The 23,267-nt window shown below is 56.7% G+C and carries 18 protein-coding genes; all 18 read right to left on the reverse strand.

The features are described 5' to 3' along the window. Window positions 1-44 precede the first annotated feature (44 nt). On the reverse strand, window positions 45-1,334 hold the full coding sequence (eno, locus tag CHB79_RS06565; RefSeq protein WP_089359315.1) for a phosphopyruvate hydratase: 1,290 nt from the start codon (window positions 1,332-1,334) through the stop codon (window positions 45-47). A gap of 205 nt (window positions 1,335-1,539) precedes the next feature. Beyond that, on the reverse strand, window positions 1,540-2,385 hold the full coding sequence (gene kdsA / locus CHB79_RS06570) for a 3-deoxy-8-phosphooctulonate synthase (RefSeq protein ID WP_010486794.1): 846 nt from the start codon (window positions 2,383-2,385) through the stop codon (window positions 1,540-1,542). A 3-nt stretch (window positions 2,386-2,388) separates the two neighbouring features. After that, on the reverse strand, window positions 2,389-4,020 hold the full coding sequence (locus CHB79_RS06575; RefSeq protein ID WP_089359316.1) for a CTP synthase: 1,632 nt from the start codon (window positions 4,018-4,020) through the stop codon (window positions 2,389-2,391). A 182-nt stretch (window positions 4,021-4,202) separates the two neighbouring features. After that, the gene (gene tilS / locus CHB79_RS06580; protein WP_089359317.1) at window positions 4,203-5,516 is read right to left on the reverse strand and encodes a tRNA lysidine(34) synthetase TilS; all 1,314 of its coding nucleotides are present in this window, start codon (window positions 5,514-5,516) and stop codon (window positions 4,203-4,205) included. Window positions 5,517-5,544: 28 nt separating this feature from the next. Then, window positions 5,545-6,495, reverse strand: coding sequence for an acetyl-CoA carboxylase carboxyl transferase subunit alpha (accA, locus tag CHB79_RS06585; RefSeq protein ID WP_010486789.1), 951 nt, complete (start codon window positions 6,493-6,495; stop codon window positions 5,545-5,547). Window positions 6,496-6,690: 195 nt separating this feature from the next. Next, the gene (gene dnaE / locus CHB79_RS06590; RefSeq protein ID WP_089359318.1) at window positions 6,691-10,209 is read right to left on the reverse strand and encodes a DNA polymerase III subunit alpha; all 3,519 of its coding nucleotides are present in this window, start codon (window positions 10,207-10,209) and stop codon (window positions 6,691-6,693) included. A 122-nt stretch (window positions 10,210-10,331) separates the two neighbouring features. Next, window positions 10,332-11,798, reverse strand: a complete 1,467-nt coding sequence (locus CHB79_RS06595) for an alanine/glycine:cation symporter family protein (protein WP_010486787.1) — start codon at window positions 11,796-11,798, stop codon at window positions 10,332-10,334. A gap of 269 nt (window positions 11,799-12,067) precedes the next feature. Then, window positions 12,068-12,664: a ribonuclease HII gene (gene rnhB / locus CHB79_RS06600; protein ID WP_010486786.1), complete on the reverse strand. Its 597-nt coding sequence runs from the start codon at window positions 12,662-12,664 to the stop codon at window positions 12,068-12,070. Next, complete coding sequence (gene lpxB, locus CHB79_RS06605; protein WP_010486784.1) at window positions 12,664-13,794, reverse strand: lipid-A-disaccharide synthase; 1,131 nt, start codon at window positions 13,792-13,794, stop codon at window positions 12,664-12,666. Before lpxB ends, rnhB begins: the two co-directional genes overlap by 1 nt. A 2-nt stretch (window positions 13,795-13,796) precedes the next feature. Continuing rightward, window positions 13,797-14,573, reverse strand: coding sequence for an acyl-ACP--UDP-N-acetylglucosamine O-acyltransferase (gene lpxA, locus CHB79_RS06610; RefSeq protein ID WP_010486782.1), 777 nt, complete (start codon window positions 14,571-14,573; stop codon window positions 13,797-13,799). Further along, entirely contained in the window at window positions 14,570-15,010 is a 441-nt protein-coding gene (fabZ, locus tag CHB79_RS06615; protein ID WP_010486781.1) for a 3-hydroxyacyl-ACP dehydratase FabZ, read from the reverse strand. The genes lpxA and fabZ overlap by 4 nt, the downstream gene beginning before the upstream one ends. A gap of 48 nt (window positions 15,011-15,058) precedes the next feature. Then, a complete protein-coding gene (gene lpxD, locus CHB79_RS06620) occupies window positions 15,059-16,117 on the reverse strand; it encodes a UDP-3-O-(3-hydroxymyristoyl)glucosamine N-acyltransferase (protein ID WP_425439582.1) in 1,059 nt (352 codons plus the stop codon). Window positions 16,118-16,119: 2 nt separating this feature from the next. Continuing rightward, the gene (locus CHB79_RS06625) at window positions 16,120-16,629 is read right to left on the reverse strand and encodes an OmpH/Skp family outer membrane protein (RefSeq protein WP_089359320.1); all 510 of its coding nucleotides are present in this window, start codon (window positions 16,627-16,629) and stop codon (window positions 16,120-16,122) included. Window positions 16,630-16,676: 47 nt separating this feature from the next. Then, the gene (gene bamA, locus CHB79_RS06630) at window positions 16,677-19,073 is read right to left on the reverse strand and encodes an outer membrane protein assembly factor BamA (RefSeq protein WP_010486776.1); all 2,397 of its coding nucleotides are present in this window, start codon (window positions 19,071-19,073) and stop codon (window positions 16,677-16,679) included. A 73-nt stretch (window positions 19,074-19,146) separates the two neighbouring features. After that, window positions 19,147-20,499, reverse strand: coding sequence for a sigma E protease regulator RseP (gene rseP, locus CHB79_RS06635; RefSeq protein ID WP_089359321.1), 1,353 nt, complete (start codon window positions 20,497-20,499; stop codon window positions 19,147-19,149). Then, entirely contained in the window at window positions 20,499-21,689 is a 1,191-nt protein-coding gene (gene ispC / locus CHB79_RS06640) for a 1-deoxy-D-xylulose-5-phosphate reductoisomerase (protein ID WP_089359322.1), read from the reverse strand. The genes rseP and ispC overlap by 1 nt, the downstream gene beginning before the upstream one ends. Then, the gene (locus CHB79_RS06645) at window positions 21,686-22,501 is read right to left on the reverse strand and encodes a phosphatidate cytidylyltransferase (protein ID WP_089359323.1); all 816 of its coding nucleotides are present in this window, start codon (window positions 22,499-22,501) and stop codon (window positions 21,686-21,688) included. The genes ispC and CHB79_RS06645 overlap by 4 nt, the downstream gene beginning before the upstream one ends. After that, window positions 22,494-23,255 (reverse strand): polyprenyl diphosphate synthase, encoded by a 762-nt coding sequence (gene uppS, locus CHB79_RS06650; RefSeq protein WP_010486768.1) that lies wholly within the window; start codon window positions 23,253-23,255, stop codon window positions 22,494-22,496. Before uppS ends, CHB79_RS06645 begins: the two co-directional genes overlap by 8 nt. Window positions 23,256-23,267: the final 12 nt, after the last annotated feature.

Raw genomic sequence — 23,267 nt, forward strand, 5'->3', positions numbered from 1 at the left:
AAAAAAGGGCGACTTTCGCCGCCCTCCTTTTAACATGCTTATGCTTAACCACGGAACTCTGCGATACCAAGATAAGCTGCTTTCCCGCCCAACTGCTCTTCGATACGCAGCAATTGGTTGTACTTGGACACTCGGTCCGAACGGCACAGCGAGCCGGTCTTGATCTGGCCAGCCGAGGTACCCACCGCAAGATCGGCAATGGTTGAATCTTCGGTTTCGCCGCTACGGTGCGAGATCACCGCCGTGTAACCAGCCGCTTTGGCCATCTGGATGGCTTCTAGCGTCTCGGTCAGCGAGCCGATCTGGTTGAACTTGATCAGGATCGAGTTGCCGATGCCCTTGTCGATGCCTTCCTTGAGGATCTTGGTATTGGTTACGAACAGGTCGTCACCTACCAACTGGACCTTGCTGCCGATCTTGTCGGTCAGTACTTTCCAGCCAGCCCAGTCGGACTCGTCCATACCGTCTTCGATGGAGATGATCGGATAGCGCTCGGACAGGCCAGCCAGGTAATCTGCAAAACCTTCGGCGTCGAATACCTTGCCTTCGCCAGCCAGGTCATATTTGCCGTCCTTGTAGAACTCGCTCGAAGCGCAGTCCAAGGCCAAGGTGACATCATCGCCCAGGTTGTAACCAGCATTGGCAACTGCCTCGGCGATCGCCGACAGCGCGTCTTCGTTGGAGGCCAGGTTAGGTGCAAAACCACCCTCGTCACCCACCGAAGTGCTCAGGCCGCGCGCCTTGAGAACCGCCTTGAGGTGATGGAAGATTTCAGCGCCCATGCGCAGTGCTTCGGCGAAGTTTTTCGCGCCCACTGGCTGGACCATGAACTCCTGGATATCAACGTTGTTGTCCGCGTGCTCGCCACCATTGATGATGTTCATCATCGGCACAGGCATCGAATAGACGCCCGGAGTGCCGTTGAGATCGGCAATGTGCGCGTAGAGCGGAATACCTTTGGCCTGAGCAGCGGCTTTAGCAGCAGCCAGCGACACGGCCAGGACAGCATTGGCGCCCAGTGAAGCCTTGTTCTCAGTGCCATCGAGCTCGATCATCGCGCGATCAAGGGCTTGCTGGTCAATCGCATCCTTACCCAACAGCAGGTCGCGGATTGGGCCATTGATATTGGCAACAGCCTTCAATACGCCCTTGCCCAAGTAACGGCTTTTGTCGCCATCACGCAGTTCCAGCGCTTCGCGAGAACCAGTTGAGGCACCCGATGGCGCACATGCGCTACCAACGATACCGCCTTCAAGGATCACATCAGCTTCTACAGTTGGGTTGCCACGTGAATCCAGAACCTCACGGCCTTTGATGTCGACAATCTTTGCCATTGCGTTAAGCACTCCAAAAATTAACTAAAGTGAATCTCCAGCATTGTTGCGTAACCCTTGTTACCAGCAATGCGATTAGAAATTCCCTAGAAAGCAACGCGGGCCTGGTTTTGCCCAGCAAACCAACACGGAGTGAGCTGGTGCAATTTAGCTGACCAACCGGTCAGCTTATGCCCGGATTGCACTCTACCGGATAAGCGCCTTGTTAGGCAGTCTCAATCGGCGGAAAACTCTTTACCAGATCATCAAGCTGCTTGAGCTGGGTCAGGAACGGCTCCAGCTTGTCCAGGCGCAAGGCACAAGGACCGTCGCACTTGGCGTTGTCTGGGTCGGGGTGTGCCTCAAGGAACAGCCCGGCCAGGCCCTGGCTCATGCCTGCCTTGGCCAAATCTGTCACCTGTGCACGGCGACCACCGGCAGAATCGGCACGACCACCTGGCATCTGCAAGGCATGGGTCACGTCGAAGAATACCGGGTACTCGAACTGCTTCATGATGCCAAAGCCAAGCATGTCCACCACCAGGTTGTTGTAACCGAAGGAGGAGCCACGCTCGCACAGGATCAGTTGGTCATTACCGGCTTCAACACACTTGGCCAGGATATGCTGCATTTCTTGCGGAGCAAGAAACTGGGCCTTCTTGATGTTGATGATTGCGCCGGTCTTGGCCATAGCCACCACCAGATCAGTCTGGCGCGATAAAAATGCCGGCAACTGGATAATGTCGCATACATCCGCAACGGGCTGTGCCTGGTGCGGCTCGTGCACGTCGGTGATCACAGGTACGCCGAAGGTCTTTTTGATTTCTTCAAAGACCTTCATGCCTTCTTCCAGGCCCGGACCACGGAAGGAAGTCACCGAAGAACGGTTGGCCTTGTCGAAGCTTGCTTTGAACACGTAGGGAATACCGAGTTTCTCGGTAACTCGCACGTACTCTTCACAGGCCTTCATCGCCAGGTCGCGCGACTCGATGACATTGATGCCGCCAAAGAGCACAAATGGCTTGTCGTTAGCGATCTCGATATTGCCTACGCGCACTATTTTCTGCGTCATGCATTAAGCCTTTTTGCTTTTGTGAGCCAGCGCAGCCGTTACAAAGCCACTGAACAGCGGATGGCCATCACGCGGGGTCGAAGTGAATTCTGGGTGGAACTGGCAAGCGACAAACCATGGATGATCAGGTGCTTCTACCACTTCAACCAAGGCGCCATCACCCGAACGACCGGTGATCTTCAAGCCGGCTTCAGTCAGCTTGGGCAGCAGGTTGTTGTTGACCTCGTAACGGTGACGATGACGCTCGACAATCACATCCTTGCCGTAGCAGTCGTAGACGTTGGAACCGCTCAACAACTGGCATTCCTGGGCCCCGAGACGCATGGTACCGCCCAAGTCAGAGGCTTCGGTACGCTGTTCGGTAACCCCGGTAGCGTCTTGCCATTCGGTGATCAAGCCAACCACTGGGTGGCCGCTGGTAGAGTCGAACTCGGTGGAGTTGGCGTCCTTCCAGCCAAGCACGTTACGGGCGAACTCGATCACCGCGACCTGCATGCCCAGGCAGATACCCAGGTACGGAATCTTATTCTCGCGGGCATAGCGCACCGCCTCAACCTTGCCTTCAACGCCGCGCAGACCAAAGCCGCCCGGCACCAGAATGGCGTCAACGCCCTCAAGCAGCGAAGTCCCCTGGTTCTCGATATCCTCGGAGTCGATATAGCGCAGGTTGACCTTGGTGCGATTCTGGATGCCGGCATGACTCATTGCTTCAATCAGCGACTTATAGGCATCCAGCAGTTCCATGTACTTACCGACCATGGCGATATTGACTTCTTTTTCCGGGTTCAGCTTGGCATCAACCACACGGTCCCACTCGGAAAGATCAGCGCCGCCGCAATCCAGGCCAAAGCGCTCGACGACGAAATCGTCAAGGCCCTGGGCGTGCAGCACAGAAGGAATCTTGTAGATGGTGTCGACGTCTTCGAGCGAAATAACCGCGCGCTCCTCGACGTTGGTGAACAGGGCGATCTTGCGACGCGAAGACACATCAATCGGATGGTCAGAGCGACAAACCAGCACGTCGGGCTGCAAGCCAATCGAACGCAGTTCCTTGACCGAATGCTGGGTAGGCTTGGTCTTGGTTTCACCGGCGGTGGCGATGTACGGCACCAGCGTCAGGTGCATCAGCATGGCGCGCTTGGCGCCCACTTCGACGCGCAACTGGCGGATGGCCTCAAGGAAAGGTTGCGACTCGATATCACCAACAGTGCCACCGATTTCAACCATGGCCACGTCAGCGTCACCGGCGCCCTTGATGATACGGCGCTTGATTTCGTCAGTGATATGCGGGATCACCTGGATGGTGGCACCGAGGTAATCGCCACGACGCTCACGACGCAGCACGTCTTCGTAGACGCGGCCGGTGGTGAAGTTGTTGTTCTGGGTCATGGTGGTGCGGATAAACCGCTCGTAGTGCCCCAGATCCAAGTCGGTTTCAGCGCCGTCATGGGTGACAAACACTTCACCGTGCTGGAACGGGCTCATGGTGCCCGGGTCAACGTTGATGTAGGGATCCAGCTTGAGCATCGTGACCTTCAGGCCCCGCGCCTCCAGGATAGCCGCCAGTGAAGCCGAGGCGATGCCCTTCCCCAAAGAAGAAACAACACCACCCGTGACGAAAATGTAGCGCGTCATGAAAAATCCTAGAAATCAGCGTTTAAGCGGTCAGCGCCGCCGGGGAAAGCGAAGGAAATGTAAAGCAACCGGCTACCAAATCGCAGTAACCAGAACGCATTCACCGAGTCGTTTTGCCACTGGCAAACGGAATCAGCAAAAGCACTATTAAGACGGGAGCGTAGTCTACTCGAAAGCCCTTTTCAGCTCAAACCCAGATCGCTCGTCGGCAAATCCCATACAAAATGCCACTGCACGCCTTGAACGGCGCAGAGTTGCGGCATGTTGGCCACGGCCATCAGTTGTCCATCACAGATGAGCAACGGCAATCGATTGCGAATAAATGTCGCCACGGCATGCTCATTGAGCAAGCGCTTGAGGTCGCGGCGACCGCGTCCCGGCAGGTTCAAGACCTCGCCGCCCTGGCGATAGACAACAGCCCAATCGCCAGCAGGCAGTGGCCCCTCGATACGTATAGAGCCATTGCCGGGCAACCCAAACCACTGCCCCGCCACGACCGGCAGATTGACCGGTTCAGGCTGGCGCAACCATTGGCCACTAAGCCACCACAACCGTTCATCGGCTCGGCGAACCTCACCGCCTGCCAATCGCCAAACCGGCGTGGCATCCATTGCCGCGTCGCGCAGGTCGCACCACCCTTGCCAATGCTCGGTATCCGGCATCGGCGTCAGCTGGCGCAACCAGAAACGCAGGGCATTGCGCTGACGAGCCACAGTCAACTGACGCAAAGGCGCCAAGGCCAGGCTAGGCAAGTTCAGCCAGCCGTCAGTGACCGGTTCCTGGGCTGCGGCAAGGTCTTGAGCCGCCAACACATCGAGCAGCTCAGACGCTTCACGCATATGCTCGCTGGCCTGGTTAAGGCGACCAACAACCTGCGGCCAACGCTGCGCCAGCAGTGGCAGCACCTGTCGGCGTAGATAATTACGCGATAACTGCTCATCGCTGTTCGAGGGATCTTCAACCCACTGCAAGCCATGTTGATTTGCGTAGTCGTGCACTTCGGCCCGGGAACAGTTGAGCAGCGGCCGTAACAGCTGGCCCTGCCCCAGCGGGCGACTGATCGGCATGGCGGCCAGACCACGCACCCCGGCACCACGGAGCAATCTGAACATCAGGGTTTCGGCTTGATCATCAGCATGCTGGGCAACCATCAGCAACTCGCCAGCACAGAGCTGCGCCGTGAATGCCTTGTAGCGCGCATCGCGGGCGGCACGTTCAAGACTGGCGCCAGGCTCCACCTTGACCCGCAGCACGCTCAGGGGGACGCCCAACTGATCGCAAAATTGCTGGCAATGCTCAGGCCAGAGATCACCCGCAGGCTGTAGACCGTGATGAATATGCACCGCGAAAAGCGACGGTATAGCCTCGCGTTGCGCGAGAGTCGCCAGGATATGCAGCAGTACGCTGGAATCGAGACCGCCAGAAAACGCGACTCGCCAGGCTGTTGCCTGACGCCAAGGAGCGATGTTTTCCAGCACCTTGGCAATCAAGCTCATGAGGCTTACCTGTTACACATGCAGCGGTTTAAGCGATGCCGTAACTCATCAAGCGCTCATAACGACGCGCCAGCAGCTCTTCAGTGCTGTGCTTTTTCAGCTCCTTGAGCTGGGCGCCCAGCGCCTGGCGAACGGACTCAGCAGCAGCGGCCGGATCACGGTGAGCGCCGCCCAGAGGCTCGGCAATAACCTGGTCAACAATCCCCAGGCCTTTGAGACGCTCGGCGGTGATGCCCATGGCTTCAGCTGCGTCCGGCGCTTTCTCGGCCGTTTTCCACAGAATCGAGGCACAACCTTCTGGCGAGATGACCGAGTAGGTCGAATACTGCAGCATGTTCAACTGGTCGCACACACCAATGGCCAAGGCACCGCCGGAACCACCTTCACCGATAACGGTGGCGATGATTGGGGTCTTCAGGCGCGCCATGACCCGCAGGTTCCAGGCGATGGCTTCACTCTGACCGCGCTCTTCAGCGTCAATCCCTGGATATGCACCCGGAGTGTCGATAAAGGTCACGATCGGCATCTTGAAGCGTTCGGCCATTTCCATCAGGCGGCAGGCTTTACGATAGCCTTCAGGACGCGGCATACCGAAGTTGCGACGCACCTTTTCACGGACTTCACGGCCTTTCTGATGACCGATAACCATGACGGGTTCACCGTCCAGGCGAGCTACACCGCCAACCAGCGCTGCGTCATCGGAGAAGTGACGATCGCCATGCAATTCCTCGAACTCGGTGAATATATGCCCGAGATAATCAAGGGTGTATGGACGGCGCGGGTGACGCGCCAGCTGCGCCACCTGCCAACTGCTCAGGTTACCGAAGATGGTTTCGGTAAGGGTGCTGCTTTTATCTTGCAGGCGAGCAATCTCGTCATTGATATTCAACGAGTTGTCGTTACCAACCAGGCGAAGCTCTTCGATCTTGGCTTGCAGGTCGGCGATCGGCTGTTCGAAATCGAGAAAGTTCGGGTTCATAGTCATCCGTCTTGCGTCGACGGCCAAGTGGCCGGGAGCTGTATCCGTTCGCGCCATACATTAATGGATCTGGCGCATCAAGGTCGACACCTGAGTGTGTGCACTGCATCGTCATTTTTAACAACACATGTACCCAGACCACTCAGGGCCATAATTTATCCGTCTAATTCGAAGGCTGAAATCCAGCGCTAAAAATCAGCGGTAGTGCAGGAAGACGTTGTCTTTCCCGAACTGGTCACGCAAAGCTTGAATCAAGCTATCTGCCGGGTTGATTCTCCAACCTTCGCCAAACTGCAAAAGCGCCTTGGCATCGGTGCTGGTGTAATCCATGGTGATAGGGCAAACACCTCGGTGGCGCGTGCACAAATCCGCCAGCCAACGCAGCTTGTCGCCTTTCAATGCATCGCTGGCGATCCTGAGCCGCAGGCTATCGGCCAGGCCGGTGCGCGCCTCTTCCAGGCTCATCACCCGTTTGGCACGCAAGCGCAGCCCGCCGGAGAAGTCATCATTGCTGACCTCGCCTTCGACAACCACCAGTGCATCACTTTGCAGCAATGCCTGATTGCTGGCAAATGCATCGGCAAACAACGAGGCTTCGATTCGCCCGGAACGGTCATCCAGGGTGATAAAGCCCATCTTGTCGCCTTTCTTGTTCTTCATCACCCGCAGGTTGACGATCAGGCCAGCAACCGTTTGCGTATCACGCGCGGGCTTGAGGTCGATGATGCGCTGGCGGGCAAAGCGGCGCACCTCTCCTTCATACTCATCAATGGGGTGGCCGGTCAGATACAGGCCCAAGGTGTCTTTCTCACCCTTGAGGCGCTCCTTGAGCGATAACTCGCGGGCCTTGAGGTGGTTGGCGTAGACATCCTGTTCCTCATCGGCAAACACGCCACCGAACAGATCCATGTGCCCGCTGTCATGGCTGCGAGCCGTCTGCTCGGCCGCTTGCACGGCCTCTTCCATTGCCGCCAGCAACACCGCGCGGTTGCGGTCGATGTTGGCGTGGTAGGCCTTGATCTCCTCATGGAAATACGGCCCGAGGCGATCCAGTGCACCGCTGCGCACCAGGGCTTCCAGCGTCCGCTTGTTGATGCGCTTGAGATCGACGCGAGAACAGAAGTCGAACAGATCCTTGAATGGACCGTCACGCCGCGACTCGACAATGGCTTCAACCGGGCCTTCACCAACGCCCTTGATGGCACCAAGACCGTAGACGATCCAACCTTCGTCGTTGACCGTGAACTTGAACTCGGAGGTGTTGACGTCCGGCGCATCGATGCGCAGCTTCATGCTGCGACACTCTTCGATCAGGGTGACGACCTTGTCGGTGTTGTGCATATCCGCCGACAGTACGGCGGCCATGAAGGCGGCCGAATGGTGCGCCTTGAGCCAAGCGGTCTGGTAAGACAGCAGGCCGTAGGCCGCCGAGTGCGACTTGTTGAAACCGTAGCCGGCGAACTTTTCCACCAGGTCAAAGATGTTGCCTGCAAGGTCCGCATCAATACCGTTATTGGCGCAGCCTTCAATAAAGCCCCCGCGCTGCTTGGCCATTTCTTCAGGCTTTTTCTTACCCATGGCCCGGCGCAACATGTCCGCGCCACCCAGGGTGTAGCCCGCCATGACCTGCGCGATCTGCATCACCTGCTCCTGATACAGGATAATCCCGTAGGTCGGTGCCAGAACGGGTTGCAGGCCAGCGTACTGGTAATCCTGATGCGGGTAGGAAATCGGTTCGCGCCCGTGCTTGCGGTTGATGAAGTCATCCACCATGCCGGATTGCAGCGGACCCGGACGGAACAGCGCCACGAGTGCGATCATGTCTTCGAGGCAGTCGGGCTTGAGCTTTTTGATCAGCTCCTTCATGCCGCGAGATTCAAGCTGGAACACCGCTGTGGTTTCAGCCTTTTGCAGCATCGCAAAGGTTGCTTTGTCGTCAAGCGGGATGAAATCGATATTCAACTCGGGCAAGCCTTTCTTGGCCTGCTCGCGATTGATGGTCTCCATCGCCCACTTGATGATGGTCAGCGTACGCAACCCCAGGAAGTCAAACTTGACCAGCCCAGCCGACTCGACATCATCCTTGTCGAACTGGGTCACCAGGCCATTGCCTTCCTCATCACAGGCAATGGGTGAAAAGTCAGTCAGCTTGGTTGGCGCAATAACCACACCACCGGCGTGCTTGCCAGTGCCCCGGCAAATGCCCTCGAGCTTGAGCGACATCTCCCAGATTTCGGCTGCTTCTTCGTCAGTCTTGAGGAAGTCGCGCAATGGCTCTTCCATCTCGAATGCCTTGGCCAGTGTCATGCCGACTTCAAACGGAATCATCTTCGACAGGCGATCCGCCAGGCCGTAGGACTTGCCCTGGGCACGGGCGACATCGCGCACCACCGCCTTGGCCGCCATGGTGCCGAAGGTGATGATCTGGCTAACCGCGTTTCGACCGTATTTTTGCGCTACATAATCAATGACCCGGTCGCGACCATCCATGCAGAAGTCAACGTCGAAGTCGGGCATCGAGACCCGCTCGGGATTGAGGAATCGCTCGAACAGCAAGTCATAGGCCAGGGGGTCAAGGTCGGTAATCTTCTGCACATAGGCAACCAGCGAGCCTGCGCCCGACCCACGACCAGGACCAACCGGGACGCCATTGTTCTTGGCCCACTTGATGAAGTCCATAACGATCAGGAAGTAACCGGGAAACCCCATTTGAATAATAATATCCAATTCAAAATTGAGGCGATCGACGTAGACCTGCTTCTTGGCCTCGTAGTCCGGCGTGTCCTTGGGCAGCAGCACTTCCAGACGTTCATCGAGGCCATCAAACGAGACTTTACGGAAATACTCGTCAATGGTCATGCCGTCAGGAATCGGGAAGTTCGGCAGGAAATAGGTGCCCAGTTGCACCTCGATATTACAACGCTTGGCGATCTCGATCGTATTGTGCAGCGCCTCGGGCAAATCGCTGAACAACTCCGCCATTTCTTCCGGCGACTTCAGGTACTGCTGATCGGAGTACAAACGCAACCGGCGTGGATCATCCAGCGGACGGCCCTCGCCAATGCACACGCGCGTTTCGTGCGCTTCGTAATCATCCTGCTTGATGAAGCGTACGTCATTGGTTGCAACCAAAGGCGCAGCAAAACGTTCAGCCAGGGCCACGGCTGCATGCAGGTGTTCTTCGTCGTTGATCCGGTTGGTGCGTTGTACTTCCAGGTAAAAGCGCTCGGGAAAGACCTCCATCCACTCCTTGAGCAGGGATTCAGCCAGTGGCTGGTCGCCGGCCAGCAATGCCAGGCCTACTTCCCCTTCCTTGGAGCCCGACAAGGCAATCAAGCCTTCGTTGGCAGCCTTGACCCAGTCGCGCTGGATAATTACCAGGTCGTTGCTTTGCCCCTCACTCCAACCGCGCGAAACCAGTTCGGTAAGGTTGCGATAGCCCTTGGCATTCATTGCCAACAGGGTCATACGGGTCAGCGGGCCGTCTTCGCTGGCGCTGGCCATCCAGATATCAGCCCCGCAAATAGGCTTGATGCCGCCACCCATTGCCGCCTTGTAGAACTTGACCAACGAACACATGTTGCTCTGGTCGGTCACGGCGACTGCTGGCATGCCCGCCCCCGCAACCGACTTGATCAGGGGTTTGACCCGGACCAGACCGTCGACAAGCGAAAACTCGGTGTGCACACGTAAATGGACGAACGAAGCAGTCATGGCAGCCCTTACAAAACACAAAAACGACAAGACCCGGATTGTACCGGGCCTTGGATAAAACATCAGCCTGAGTTCGCAACCCCTGGCAGCTTAACCGGTTACGACGGCAAAACCCTTAATAACTAGGCGGGTTTGCGATCATCCCAAACGCCCGCTTCAAGCTTCTCTTGCACCTCTGGATACTGAGCCGCATCAAAGGTTGGCAATAGCCCGGCCTTACGCTGAGCGTTGTAGTCTTTGGCCAGCTTGAACGCCAGGTTGGACAACAGCAGGATCGCAACCAGGTTGGTAATCGCCATCAGGCCCATCGACACGTCCGCCAGATTCCAGACAAACGGCAACGATGCCAACGCACCGAACATCACCATGGCCAAGACCACCAGACGGAAAACCAACAGGCCCGCCTTATGGTTATGTTCAAGGAACACCAGGCAGTTCTCGGCATAAAAATAGTTGGCAACGATCGAGGTGAAGGCAAAGAACAGTATGACCACCGTCAGGAAATACTTGGCCCAGCCGCCCAACTGACTGCTCAGGGCATCCTGCACCAGCGTAATGCCCGCCGCGCTATCGGTTGGCACCTGAGCCAACAGGATAATTGCCGCCGACGCGGTGCAAATCAACATGGTGTCGATAAAGACACCTGCCATCTGCACATACCCCTGCGACACCGGGTGCGGCGGGTAAGGCGTGGCAGAGGCAGCCGCATTGGGTGCAGAACCCATACCGGCTTCGTTGGAAAACAAACCGCGCTTGAAACCATTCATGATTGCAGCGCCAATACCGCCGGCCGCAGCCTCATGCAGACCAAAGGCACTCTTGAAAATCAGTGCCAGCACAGCAGGAACCTGACCAATATTGAGGACAATGATCAACACGGCGATCAACAGATATGCAGCCGCCATCACCGGCACGGCAAGCTCGGAGAAACGGGCGATCGAGCGCAGGCCGCCGAATATGATCAGCGATGTCAGCACCACCAGCCCTGCGCCTATGGCCGCCGATGCAACCGGAATCTGGCTTTGCCCGATGTTGAAAGTCCCCCACTCCAGTGCAAAGGCGCCAGTCAATGCATTGCTGATGGTATTGGCCTGTACCGAGTTGAAGACGAAACCAAAGGCGATGATCAGGAAAATCGAAAACAGAATCCCCATCCAGCGCGCATTCAGGCCCCGCTCCATGTAATAGGCCGGGCCGCCGCGAAACTGGCCGGAATCGTCACGCACCTTGAACAACTGCGCCAGGGTTGCTTCGACGAAGCCGGTGGCCATACCAATTATGGCAATCAGCCACATCCAGAAAATTGCGCCAGGCCCACCCAGGGTAATCGCCACCGCGACCCCGGCAATATTCCCCGTACCCACGCGCGCAGCCAATGAGGTGCATAGGGCCTGAAAAGAAGAAATACCCGAATCATCACTCTGCCGACTGCCCTTGAGCACGCTGAAGATATGACCGAATTGACGCAGTTGGATTGCGCCCAACCTCACAGTGAAATACAAACCAGTCCCGACCAACAGCCAGATAAGGATTTTGCCCCAGATTAGGCCATTAAGAATATCAACGACCTGTGTGGCGATATCTTGCATTGATCACTCCCAACCGCGCAGAGCGGCTATCCGTTGGACCCCGATAAGATCCGGGAAAATTAAACTCAGACGCCAAGGTGAACGACGAGCAAGGCAGCGCATGGCAAAACCACTGCGCACAAGGATTTTCAGCTGGCAATAGCAGCAAATGGCGCTATGACAGTGTAGACAGCGAAAGGGCAGGAACTTTCCAACATTGCAGCCAGTGACTGCATGTGAGTGAGCGACCAATCAGGTCAATGAGGCGACACTTGCGGGTAAAACGGACGTTATTGAGGCAACAGTGCGCGCACAGGCGCAAATGAACGCCGGTGCACCGGTGTCGGCCCCAGGCGACGCAGGGCTTCCAGATGAACCGCCGTCGGATAACCCTTGTGACCGGCAATTCCGTAACCCGGATACTGCAGGTCCAGCGCTTGCATCTCGCGATCACGGCTGACTTTGGCCAGGATTGAAGCGGCGGCGATGGCCGGGACCTGGCTATCGCCCTTGACCACAGCGGCGCTTGGCACCTGCAGTTTCGGACAACGATTACCGTCGATAAGCGCCAGTTTTGGCGTGACGTGCAACCCCTCGACCGCACGCTGCATTGCCAGCATGGTTGCATGGAGGATATTCAATTGGTCGATCTCCTCGACCTCTGCCCGTGCAATACACCAGGACAGCGCTTTCTCGCGGATCTCATCAAAGAGTTTTTCGCGGCGCGCGGCGGTGAGCTTTTTCGAGTCATTCAAGCCCAGAATCGGCCGCGCCGGATCGAGAATAACTGCTGCGGTGACCACTGCCCCGCACAACGGGCCGCGCCCGACTTCATCGACGCCGGCCACCAGTTCATCGACAGTGACAAAGTCCAGGCCAAGTTGCATCAGTTACGCCCAATCAATTCAAGTACGGCTTCAGCGGCCTGTGCAGAGGCATCACAGCGCAAGGTGCGATGAATCTGGTCGAATCCCAAAGTCTGTTCATCACCGCCCTCGACCAAGGGGGCCAATAGCTGGGCCAATGCCTCCGGGGTTGCAGCATCCTGAATCAACTCTGGCACCAACAAACGCTCCGCCAGCAAGTTTGGCAGCGAGATGTAGGGACTCTTGACCATGCGGCTGAGGATTTTGAACGTCAGCGGCGCAACCCGGTAAGCCACAATCATCGGACGCTTGTACAGAAGCGCCTCGAGCGTGGCGGTGCCCGAGGCAATCAACACTGCATCGCAGGCGGCCAGCGCCAGATGCGACTTGCCGTCGAGCAGCTTCAACGGCAAGTCACGGCTGGCCAACATCTGCTCGATTTGTTCACGGCGCTGCGGGTTGGCGCAAGGCAAGACAAACTGGATACCGGGACGCAAATTACGCAATCGCTCTGCTGCATCAAAGAATACAGCGCCCAAGCGCGAAACCTCGCCCCCGCGACTACCCGGCATCAAGGCAACAACAGGGCCTTCAAGGGGCAAGTCCAGCGCCTCACGGGCAGCTCTGCGATCAGCCTGCAATGGAATCGCATCAGCCAATGGATGCCCGACAAAACGGACCGGCACCTGATATTCATCGTAGAACTTGGCTTCGAAGGGGAACAGCGTCAGCATCAAGTCGCAGGCTTCACGGATTTTCAACACGCGCTTCTGCCGCCACGCCCACACGGACGGGCTGACGTAATGCACGGTTTTGATTCCGGCGCGGCGCAGCTTGAGTTCCAGGTCGAGATTGAAGTCAGGGGCATCAATACCGATAAAGACATCGGGCTTGGCTGCGATCAGGTCGCGCAACAGATGACGACGGCGCTTGAGCAACTCGGGCAAGCGCCCAAGCACCTCAACCAGCCCCATCACCGAAAGGCGCTCCATCGGGAAGATCGATTGCAGGCCTTCTGCTTCCATCAACGGGCCGCCGACACCTATAACCTCGACATCGCCGTGACGCTGTTTCAATGCCTGAATCAGACCGGCGCCGAGAATGTCACCGGAAGCCTCACCCGCTACCAGAGCTACACGTATAGGAGCCATGCTTAGCGAGTGATGCCGCGCTGGGATGCCTGAATGGAGTCGCGGAACACCGCGACCTCAGGAAACTCGATGGAAGGCTCAGCCAATTCCTTCAAGGCTTCTTCAATCGTCAGCCCCTGGCGGTAAACCGTTTTATAGGCCCGGCGCAGCGCATGGATCGACTCTGCCGAAAAGCCACGACGACGCAAGCCCTCGAAGTTCATGCTACGGGCTTCGGCAGGGTTGCCGGATACCGTGACATAAGCCGGCACATCCTTACCAATCGCCGTGCCCATGCCAGCAAAGCTATGGGCGCCGATGTGGCAGAACTGATGCACCAGGGTGTAACCAGACAAGATTGCCCAGTCACCGATGTGCACATGTCCAGCCAGCGCCACATTGTTGACCAGGATGCAGTGATTGCCGACAACACTGTCATGACCGATATGCGCATAAGCCATGATCAGGTTGTGATCACCGACCGTTGTTTCATCGCGATCCTGGATCGTTCCGCGGTGCATGGTGACACCTTCGCGAATGATGTTGTGGTCGCCGATAACCAGACGGGTGGGTTCACCTTTGTACTTTCGGTCAGGGGTGTCTTCCCCCAGCGAAGCGAATTGGTAGACACGATTGTGCTTACCAATTCGCGTTGGCCCTTTGATGATCACATTAGGCCCAAGCACTGTACCCTCACCAATCTCTACATCGGGCCCGATAATCGCCCACGGGCCGACAGTGACGTCGTCAGCCAGCTTGGCAGCGGGATCGATAATGGCACGAGGGTCAATCAAACTCATAATTTGCGTTCCGCACAGATCACTTCAGCTGAACAGACTTCCTTGCCGTCGACACTGGCTTTACATTCAAACTTCCAAATACTGCGCTTGGTGCTGAGAAACTTGGCTTCCAGAATCAGCTTGTCGCCCGGTACAACAGGCTGACGAAAGCGTAGCTTATCCGAACCCACGAAGTAGTACAGCGTACCGTCGCTTGGTTTCAGATCCATCATCTTGAAGCCAAGAATGCCTGCAGCCTGAGCCATCGCCTCGATGATCAGAACGCCGGGCATAATAGGATGCTCAGGAAAATGGCCATTGAAAAAAGGCTCATTGATGCTGACATTTTTGTAGGCACGAATGGTCTTGCCTTCTACGTCCAGATTGTCGACGCGATCCACTAGCAGAAACGGGTAGCGATGCGGCAAGTATTCGCGAATTTCGTTGATGTCCATCATTTCCAGAGAAGCCTGTAGTAAAAAAAGAAGAGCCGGCTTTAGCCGGGCTCAAGCATCAGATGAGGCGTTCCCGCTAGAAGTCACCGCAGCCAGCTGTTTTTCCAGCTGTTGCAGGCGGCGCGCCATGTCGTCAAGCTGACGTATGCGTGCGGCACTTTTGCGCCACTCGCCTGCGGGTTGCATCGCTGTACCAGACGAATAGGAGCCTGGTTCGGTTATCGAGCGAGTGACCATGGTCATCCCCGTCACGAACACCCCATCACACACTTCGATGTGGCCAACCATGCCCACACCGCCTGCAATCATGCAGTTCTTGCCAATTTTGGTGCTGCCAGAAATACCCACGCAACCGGCCATGGCGGTGTTATCACCAACCTGGACGTTGTGCGCGATCATGATCTGGTTATCCAGTTTGACGCCATTGCCAATCAGGGTGTCCGCCAGAGCGCCACGGTCGATAGTGGTATTGGCGCCAATCTCGACATTATCCCCAATGACCACACCGCCGATCTGGGCAATCTTCTGCCAGACACCCTTCTCGTTGGCAAAGCCAAAACCTTCGCCACCCAGAACCGCGCCTGACTGAATAACCACAGCCTTGCCGATACGCACGTCGTGGTAAATGGTCACGCGCGGCGCCAACCAGCCACCTTCGCCGATTACCGAGCGTGCACCGACCACGCAATGCGCGCCAACTGTAACACCAGCTGCGATGCTCGCCCCGCTCTCGATCACGGCAAATGCACCAATGCTGGCAGTTGAATCGACCTGGGCATCGGCCGCAACCACGGCACTCGGATGCACCCCGGCAGCAGCAACGGGCTTGCGATCAAAGGCATGCGACAGTTCGGCATAGGCCAAATACGGATTTGCCACGATCAGGGCATCGCCGCTGTAGCTCTGTGCATCAGCAACAGTCAACAAAACCGCAGCGGCTTGGCAACTTGCCAGGTGCTTGCGGTATTGAGGGTTTGCCAGAAAGCTCAGCTGTTGCGAATTGGCATCCTGCAATGTAGCCAAGCCAGTAATGACTTTATCGGCAGGACCACGCAACGTAGCGCCAAGACGCTGAGCCAGCTGGCCCAGCGTATATACAGGTGCATTCATAATTAACGCAGCTGATTCATGCGCTCGATAACCTGGCGAGTGATGTCGTACTGAGGCTTGACATCAATGACTGCGCCGCGTTCGAGAACCAGGTCGTAGCTGCCTTTCTTGATAACTTCCTCAACCGCTTTATCAAGGTTTGGCTTGAGCTTTTTCAGCATGTCGCGATCAGCAACGGCCTTTTGCTCGTTGAGTTCCTTGGACTGGAACTGGAAATCACGGGCCTTTTGCTTGAAATCAAGCTCAAGGCGCTCGCGCTCAGCGGTCTGCAATTTCTGACCACCTTTTACCAGGCGATCCTGAATGCTCTTGGCATCGCTTTCCAGCTTTTTCAACTTGCTCAACTGCGGACCGAACTTCTTCTCGGCATCCACGGCATAACGCTTGGCGGCATCGGATTCGAGCAAGGCCATTTGATAGTTCAATACGGCAATTTTCATTTCAGCCATGGCTGGGGTCGCAACCGACAGCATGGCAACGCTTAACAGAACAACTTGAGTAAATTTACGCACGGTACACTCCTGCAAAAATCCATTTTTGTTGATCGGTCATCAACCGATTAAAACGTCTGGCCAAGGGAGAACTGGAACACTTGAGTATCAGCATCATCCGGCTCCTTGACTGGCATTGCCAGGCTGAAGCTCAACGGACCCAGCGCGGTAATCCAGGTCAAACCCACACCGACAGAGCTGGCCATGTTGCCCAGTGATATTTCACAACTGTCACTCTCTGCCTTCTGCGAAGAGGAGCAGTTGGTGTCAAATACATTACCCACATCCCAGAATAGCGAAGTACGCAGCGAACGCTGATCCTTCACGAACGGCAGCGGGAACAATAGCTCGGCGCCCCCCTGGATCAACACGTTACCACCAAATGGTAGCGGGTCTTGGTCCGGGTCGGTGTAACGGCCGTTTGCATCCTGTACGCCATAAACGATTTCACCCTGGTCGTTGCGCACAACGCTCGGAGTACTGCGCGGGCCAAGGCTGCTGTCCTCGAAACCACGCACCGAGTTGAAGCCACCGGCGTAGTAGTGCTCGTAGAACGGCAGTTCTGAAGTCGAACCGTAGCTGTCGCCATAGCCCAACTGGGTGTGGAAGCGCATGGTGTAGTTATCGGTCAGCGGGGTGAAGATCTGGCCACGGTAATCCAGCTTGTAGAACGACAGGTCGCTGCCCGGAATGGTGGTTTCAAGTACCAGGCTCTGGGAGTGACCACGGTTGGCCAGTACACCACGGTTAAGCGTCGACTCGGACCAGCCGATCGAGGCCTTGAAGTTCAGGTAGCTATCACCTTCCTCTTCCAGGAAGTCATAGATCTCATCCACGGTATAGATACCGGTGTCGATATCGTCCTGCTGAACAGTCAAGCCATAGGTCAGGCGCGAGGTTTCACTGATCGGATAGCCGATGCTCATGCCTGCGCCGTAGCTGTCCACCGAATAGCTGGCTACGTCGGTGTCGAGTTCATCGTAGTCGGTTTCACGGAAGAACAGGTTGTAGCCCAGGCTGACACCATCTGGCGTCCAGTAGGGGTTAACAAAGCCGAAGTTGTAGCGGCTCTGGTATTCACTGCGGGTCAGGCCGAGGCTAACCTTGTTACCCGAACCGAGGAAGTTGTTCTGGGTGATCGAGCCACCAAGGATCAAACCGGCGTTCTGGGCAAAACCGACGCTGGCGGTAATAGAACCGGAAGCCTGCTCCTCGACACTGTAGTTAACGTCGATCTGGTCATCAGTGCCAGGCACTGCTGGCGTCTCTACGTTGACTTCCTTGAAGAAACCAAGACGCTCAAGCCGGGTTTTCGACTGATCGATCAGGTAGGTTGAGGCCCAACCACCTTCCATCTGGCGCATTTCACGGCGCAGCACTTCGTCTTCGGTCTTGGTGTTACCACGGAAGTTGATTCGGTTGACGTAGGCACGCTTGCCCGGATCAACCACGAACATTACCGAAACAGTGTGATCGTCATCATGGGGCGTAGGCACGCCGTTGACGTTGGCGAAGGTATAACCCTCGTTACCCAGGCGACGGGTGATCAGCTCGGAAGTAGTGGTCATCACCTTACGCGAGAACACCTGACCTTCCTTGACCAGCAACAACTTGCGCACTTCCTCTTCCGGGACCTTGAGGTCACCGCTCAGGCGCACGTCGCGAATCTTGTACTTCTCGCCTTCGTTGATGTTGACGGTGATATAGACATGTTTCTTGTCAGGCGTGATCGATACCTGGGTCGAGGCGATGTCCATGTTGATATAGCCACGGTCCAGGTAATAAGAACGCAAGCGCTCCAGGTCACCGGAGAGTTTTTCACGGGCGTACTTGTCGTCGTTCTTGAAAAACGACAACCAGTTGGTGGTCTTGAGTTCAAACAGGCTCATCAGGTCTTCGTCTGGGAAGACACTGTTGCCCACGACGTTGATGTGCTGAATGGCAGCCACTTCGCCTTCGTTGATGTTGACCTTCAACGCAACGCGGTTACGGGGCTGCGGAATCACCTCGGTTTCGATCTCGGCCGAGTAACGACCCTGCGATACATATTGGCGTTGCAGTTCGTTACGCACACCCTCGAGGGTTGCACGCTGGAAGATCTCACCCTCTTCCAGGCCAGACTGATTGAGGCCCTTGAGCAGGTCTTCGGTTGTGATCGCCTTGTTACCTTCGATTTCGATACTGGAAATCGACGGACGTTCAACCACTGTAATCACCAGCACGTTGCCATCACGGCCGAGCTGGATATCCTGGAAGAAACCGGTTTTAAAGAGTTCACGCGTCGCTTCAACCAAGGAGCGATCATCGGCTTCACCACCGACATTCAACGGTAAGGCACCGAATACGCTGCCAGCGGACACCCGTTGGAGGCCGTTGACTCGAATATCGGAGATGGTGAAGGACTCGGCGTGAACTTCGGCGATCATCAATGCGGCGAGAACCACAGGTAGCAGCAGACGTTTCATGAAGTCCTTTCTTATTCCAACTGGCGATAAAAAATCTGTCGCTAAAGGCGACAGATTTGTAATTCAGAAGCGGTTACAGCCGACTCAGATCATTAACCAGGGCAAGTAACATCACCCCGACTACTAGACTAATGCCAATCTGCATCCCCCAACCTTGCACCCGTTCAGACAATGGGCGACCACGCACCCACTCGACCAGATAAAAAAGCAGATGCCCCCCATCCAGCACAGGGATAGGCAAAAGATTGAGAACCCCTAAGCTAATACTGAGATAGGCGAGAAAGTTTAAAAAATCCCCCACGCCGGACTCAGCTGAAGCGCCCGCCACTTTAGCAATGGTTATCGGCCCGCTCAAGTTTTTTACCGAGAGCTCGCCAAACAGCATTTTCTTTAGCGAGTCGAGCGTCAGTATACTCATGGTCCAGGTGCGCTTAACACTCTCGGCAACGGCCTCCAGAGGCCCGTAACTGACTTCGCGGAGCATTTCCGGCGGCCAGTCGACAGGTTTCACCCCAGCCCCCAGGTAACCGCTACGCGCGCCCTCCTCGCCACGAGCCGCAAGGGTCAGGTTCACATCCTGCAATTGTCCGGCGCGCATTATCTGCAACGTCACGGCCTTGCCGGGCAGTGCACGCACCTGATCGACCACTTGCTGCCAATCCTCGAGTGGCTGGCCATCAAGCGCAACCAGCTCATCGCCAACGGCCAGCCCAGCCGCAGCTGCCGGCCCACTTGGATCGATCTCAGCCAGTACAGGCTTGAGCTCGGGACGCCACGGACGTATACCCAACGCGGCAATCGGGTCAGGCTCTTCGACACCTTTAAGCCAGTTGTCCAAATGGATTTGCTCGGCGCTCTCAGCCGTCGAACCAGGATTCTTGACCTTGAGATCAAGTACACCGCTCTCACCCAGGCGACGAACGAGCTGTAAATTAACCGCAGACCAACCGTTGGTCGGTTCACCGTTTATCGAAACAATTTCCTGGCCCGGTTGCAGGCCTGCTTCGGCCGCAAGGCTGGACTCGGCAACACTGCCAATTACCGGACGCACCTGCTGGCTACCCAACAGCGCCACGCACCAGAAAAACGCAATCGCCAGGAGGAAATTGGCTATTGGCCCGGCTGAAACGATAGCAATACGCTGGCCGACTGATTTGCGATTGAACGACAAATGGGCCTGCTCGACAGGCACTTCGGCTTCGCGCTCATCAAGCATTTTCACGTAGCCGCCCAGTGGAATCGCCGCCAGCACGAACTCCGTGCCCTGGCGGTCATGCCAACGCAGCAATGGCGTGCCAAACCCGACAGAGAAACGCAGGACCTTGACACCACAGCGTCGCGCCACCCAGAAATGTCCAAACTCATGAAAAGTCACCAGGACACCCAGGGCAATCAGAGTACCGGCAACCATGTACAACGCACTCATCACGCTTCCCCGCTTCGATTAACGCATTGTTCTGCCAATGCCCGCGCGCGGCTGTCCGCGGCAAGCACAGTTTCCAGGCATGTGACCGCAGTCGACGCCTCGCTGTTCAGCACATGGTCAATGATACTCGCGATTTGCGGAAAACTGATCTGGCGCTGTAAAAATGCCGCCACCGCCACTTCATTGGCGGCATTTAGCATCGCAGCCGCAGTGCCGCCCTGCTCTGCCGCTTCACGCGCCAGGCGCAGGCATGGAAAGCGCTGCTCGTCGGGCGCTTCAAAATCCAGTCGCCCCACGGCAAAGAGATCAAGCGCGGCAACCCCTGAATCAATGCGTTCAGGCCATGCCAGCGCATGACTGATAGGTGTGCGCATATCCGGATTGCCCAGCTGGGCAAGCACAGAGCCATCAACATAGTCGACCAAGGAGTGAATAACGCTTTGTGGATGAATCACCACTTCGACCTGCGCCGGCCGTGCATCAAACAACCAGCACGCCTCGATTAGCTCAAGACCTTTGTTCATCATGCTGGCGGAGTCGACGGAAATCTTGCGCCCCATCGACCAGTTTGGATGTGCACAGGCCTGCTCAGGCGTAACCCTGGCCAATTGTTCAAGCGGAGTTTGCCGGAATGGGCCACCCGATGCCGTGAGCAAAATACGCCGCACGCCGACCTGCGCCAGACCGCGCGAATAGTTGCCTGGCAGGCACTGGAAGATTGCGTTGTGCTCACTGTCGATCGGCAGCAATACGGCGCCGCTTTTTCCAACGGCCTGCATAAACAGGGCGCCAGACATCACCAGCGCCTCTTTATTGGCCAGCAACACTTTCTTGCCGGCTTCCACAGCTGCAAGCGTGGAGCGCAATCCCGCAGCCCCCACAATCGCCGCGACAACGGTATCAACATCGGCATGGGCGGCCACTTCGCACAGGCCAGACTCACCAAACAGAACCTGGGTTTTCGAACCCTGCGCAGCCAATGATGCCTGCAAACGCTGGGCGCTTGACGCATCAGCTGCCACAGCGAAGACCGGTTTATGCAGCAAGCACAGGGCCTCAAGCTCAGCCAGGCGACTGCGGCCGCTCAGGGCAAAAACCTGATAACGCTCAGGGTGACGGGCAATCACATCAAGCGTGCTCAGACCAATGGAGCCAGTGGCACCAAGTACACTGATTTTCTGGCAGCTCACAGACTACCCCAGCCCGAGAGCAACAGCAGCACCGCAAATACCGGGATGGCTGCCGTGAGGCTATCAATACGATCCAGCACGCCACCATGACCCGGCAGCAGGTTACTGCTGTCCTTGATCCCCGCCTGGCGCTTGAACATGCTCTCGGTAAGATCACCAACCACCGAAATCATCACCACTATGGCAGCACCGAGCAGCGCCCAGACCATTTCACCTGCGCCCCAGCCACGTACCACGCCGACCACCAGGGTAATCAGCAGGCAGGTACAGAGGCCACCAATCGCACCTTCCCAGCTTTTGCCCGGGCTGACCTGCGGCGCAAGCTTGCGCTTGCCGAACGCCTTGCCGGAAAAATAGGCGCCAATATCAGCAGCCCACACCAATACCATGACCGCGATGATCAGCCAGTTAGCCAGAGGCCACTGCTTGAACAGCACCAGGCCTTGCCAGGCCGGTAGCAGGATCAACAGGCCGATAACCAGCTTGCGTGGCGTACTGGCCCATGCCTGGCTGCTCTGCGGATAGCCCAAGACCAGCCTGGTCGCCACAGCCCACCAGATGATTGCCAGCACCAGCACCGGCGTCGCCAGAACGGGCAGGACATAAAGCAGCCAGCACAGAATCGCCACCAGCGCGGCATAGGCAACTCGCTGCGGCTGTGATTGAAAACCGGCGAGTCGCGCCCATTCCCAAGCCCCGAGACTGACAACTGCACCAATAAAGAGTGCAAATGCGGCACCATCGAGCAGGAAAAAGCCACCCAGCGCAATGGGTAACAGCACCAGTGCAGTTATGACTCTTTGCTTAAGCATTACGCGCCTCGGATTCTACCTGCGCGCTAGTCTTGCCAAAGCGCCGCTGTCTGGTCGCGTAGTCAGCAAGCGCCTGACGCATTGCGTCATGCTTGAAGTCAGGCCAGAACAGGTCGGTGAAGTACAGTTCACTGTAGGCTAACTGCCACAGCAGGAAATTACTGATGCGATGCTCGCCACCCGTACGGATGCACAGGTCAGGCAATGGCAAGTCGCCAGTTGCGAGGCAGCTTTGCAGCAGTTGCGGAGTGATATCACCTGGCTGCAAATGCCCGCCCTGGACTTCACGCGCAAGACGCTGGGCAGCCTGGGCGATATCCCACTGACCGCCATAGTTGGCGGCAATCTGCAGGATAAAGCGCTTTTCGCCAGCTGTTTGCGCTTCGGCCTCACGCATTGCATTTTGCAATTCGGGATGGAAACGCGAACGGTCTCCAATAATGCGCAGGCTGATGTCATTGTCATTGAGCTTGCGTGTCTCACGGCGCAAAGCGCTCATGAACAACTCCATCAATGCACCCACTTCATCGGCGGGGCGCTGCCAGTTCTCACTTGAGAAGGCGAACAGGGTCAGCACCTCGACCCCGGCCTCGGCACAGACCTCGATGACCGCACGCACCGCATCGACACCGGCTTTATGGCCAGCAACACCCGGCAGCAGACGTTTTTTCGCCCAGCGGTTGTTGCCATCCATAATCACGGCCACGTGGCGCGGCACTACTGTTGCCGGGCCACCGTCTTTGGCTTTTTCCATAACGATTCCTGA

This window comes from Pseudomonas segetis, assembly GCF_900188155.1.
GTDB lineage: Bacteria > Pseudomonadota > Gammaproteobacteria > Pseudomonadales > Pseudomonadaceae > Aquipseudomonas > Aquipseudomonas segetis.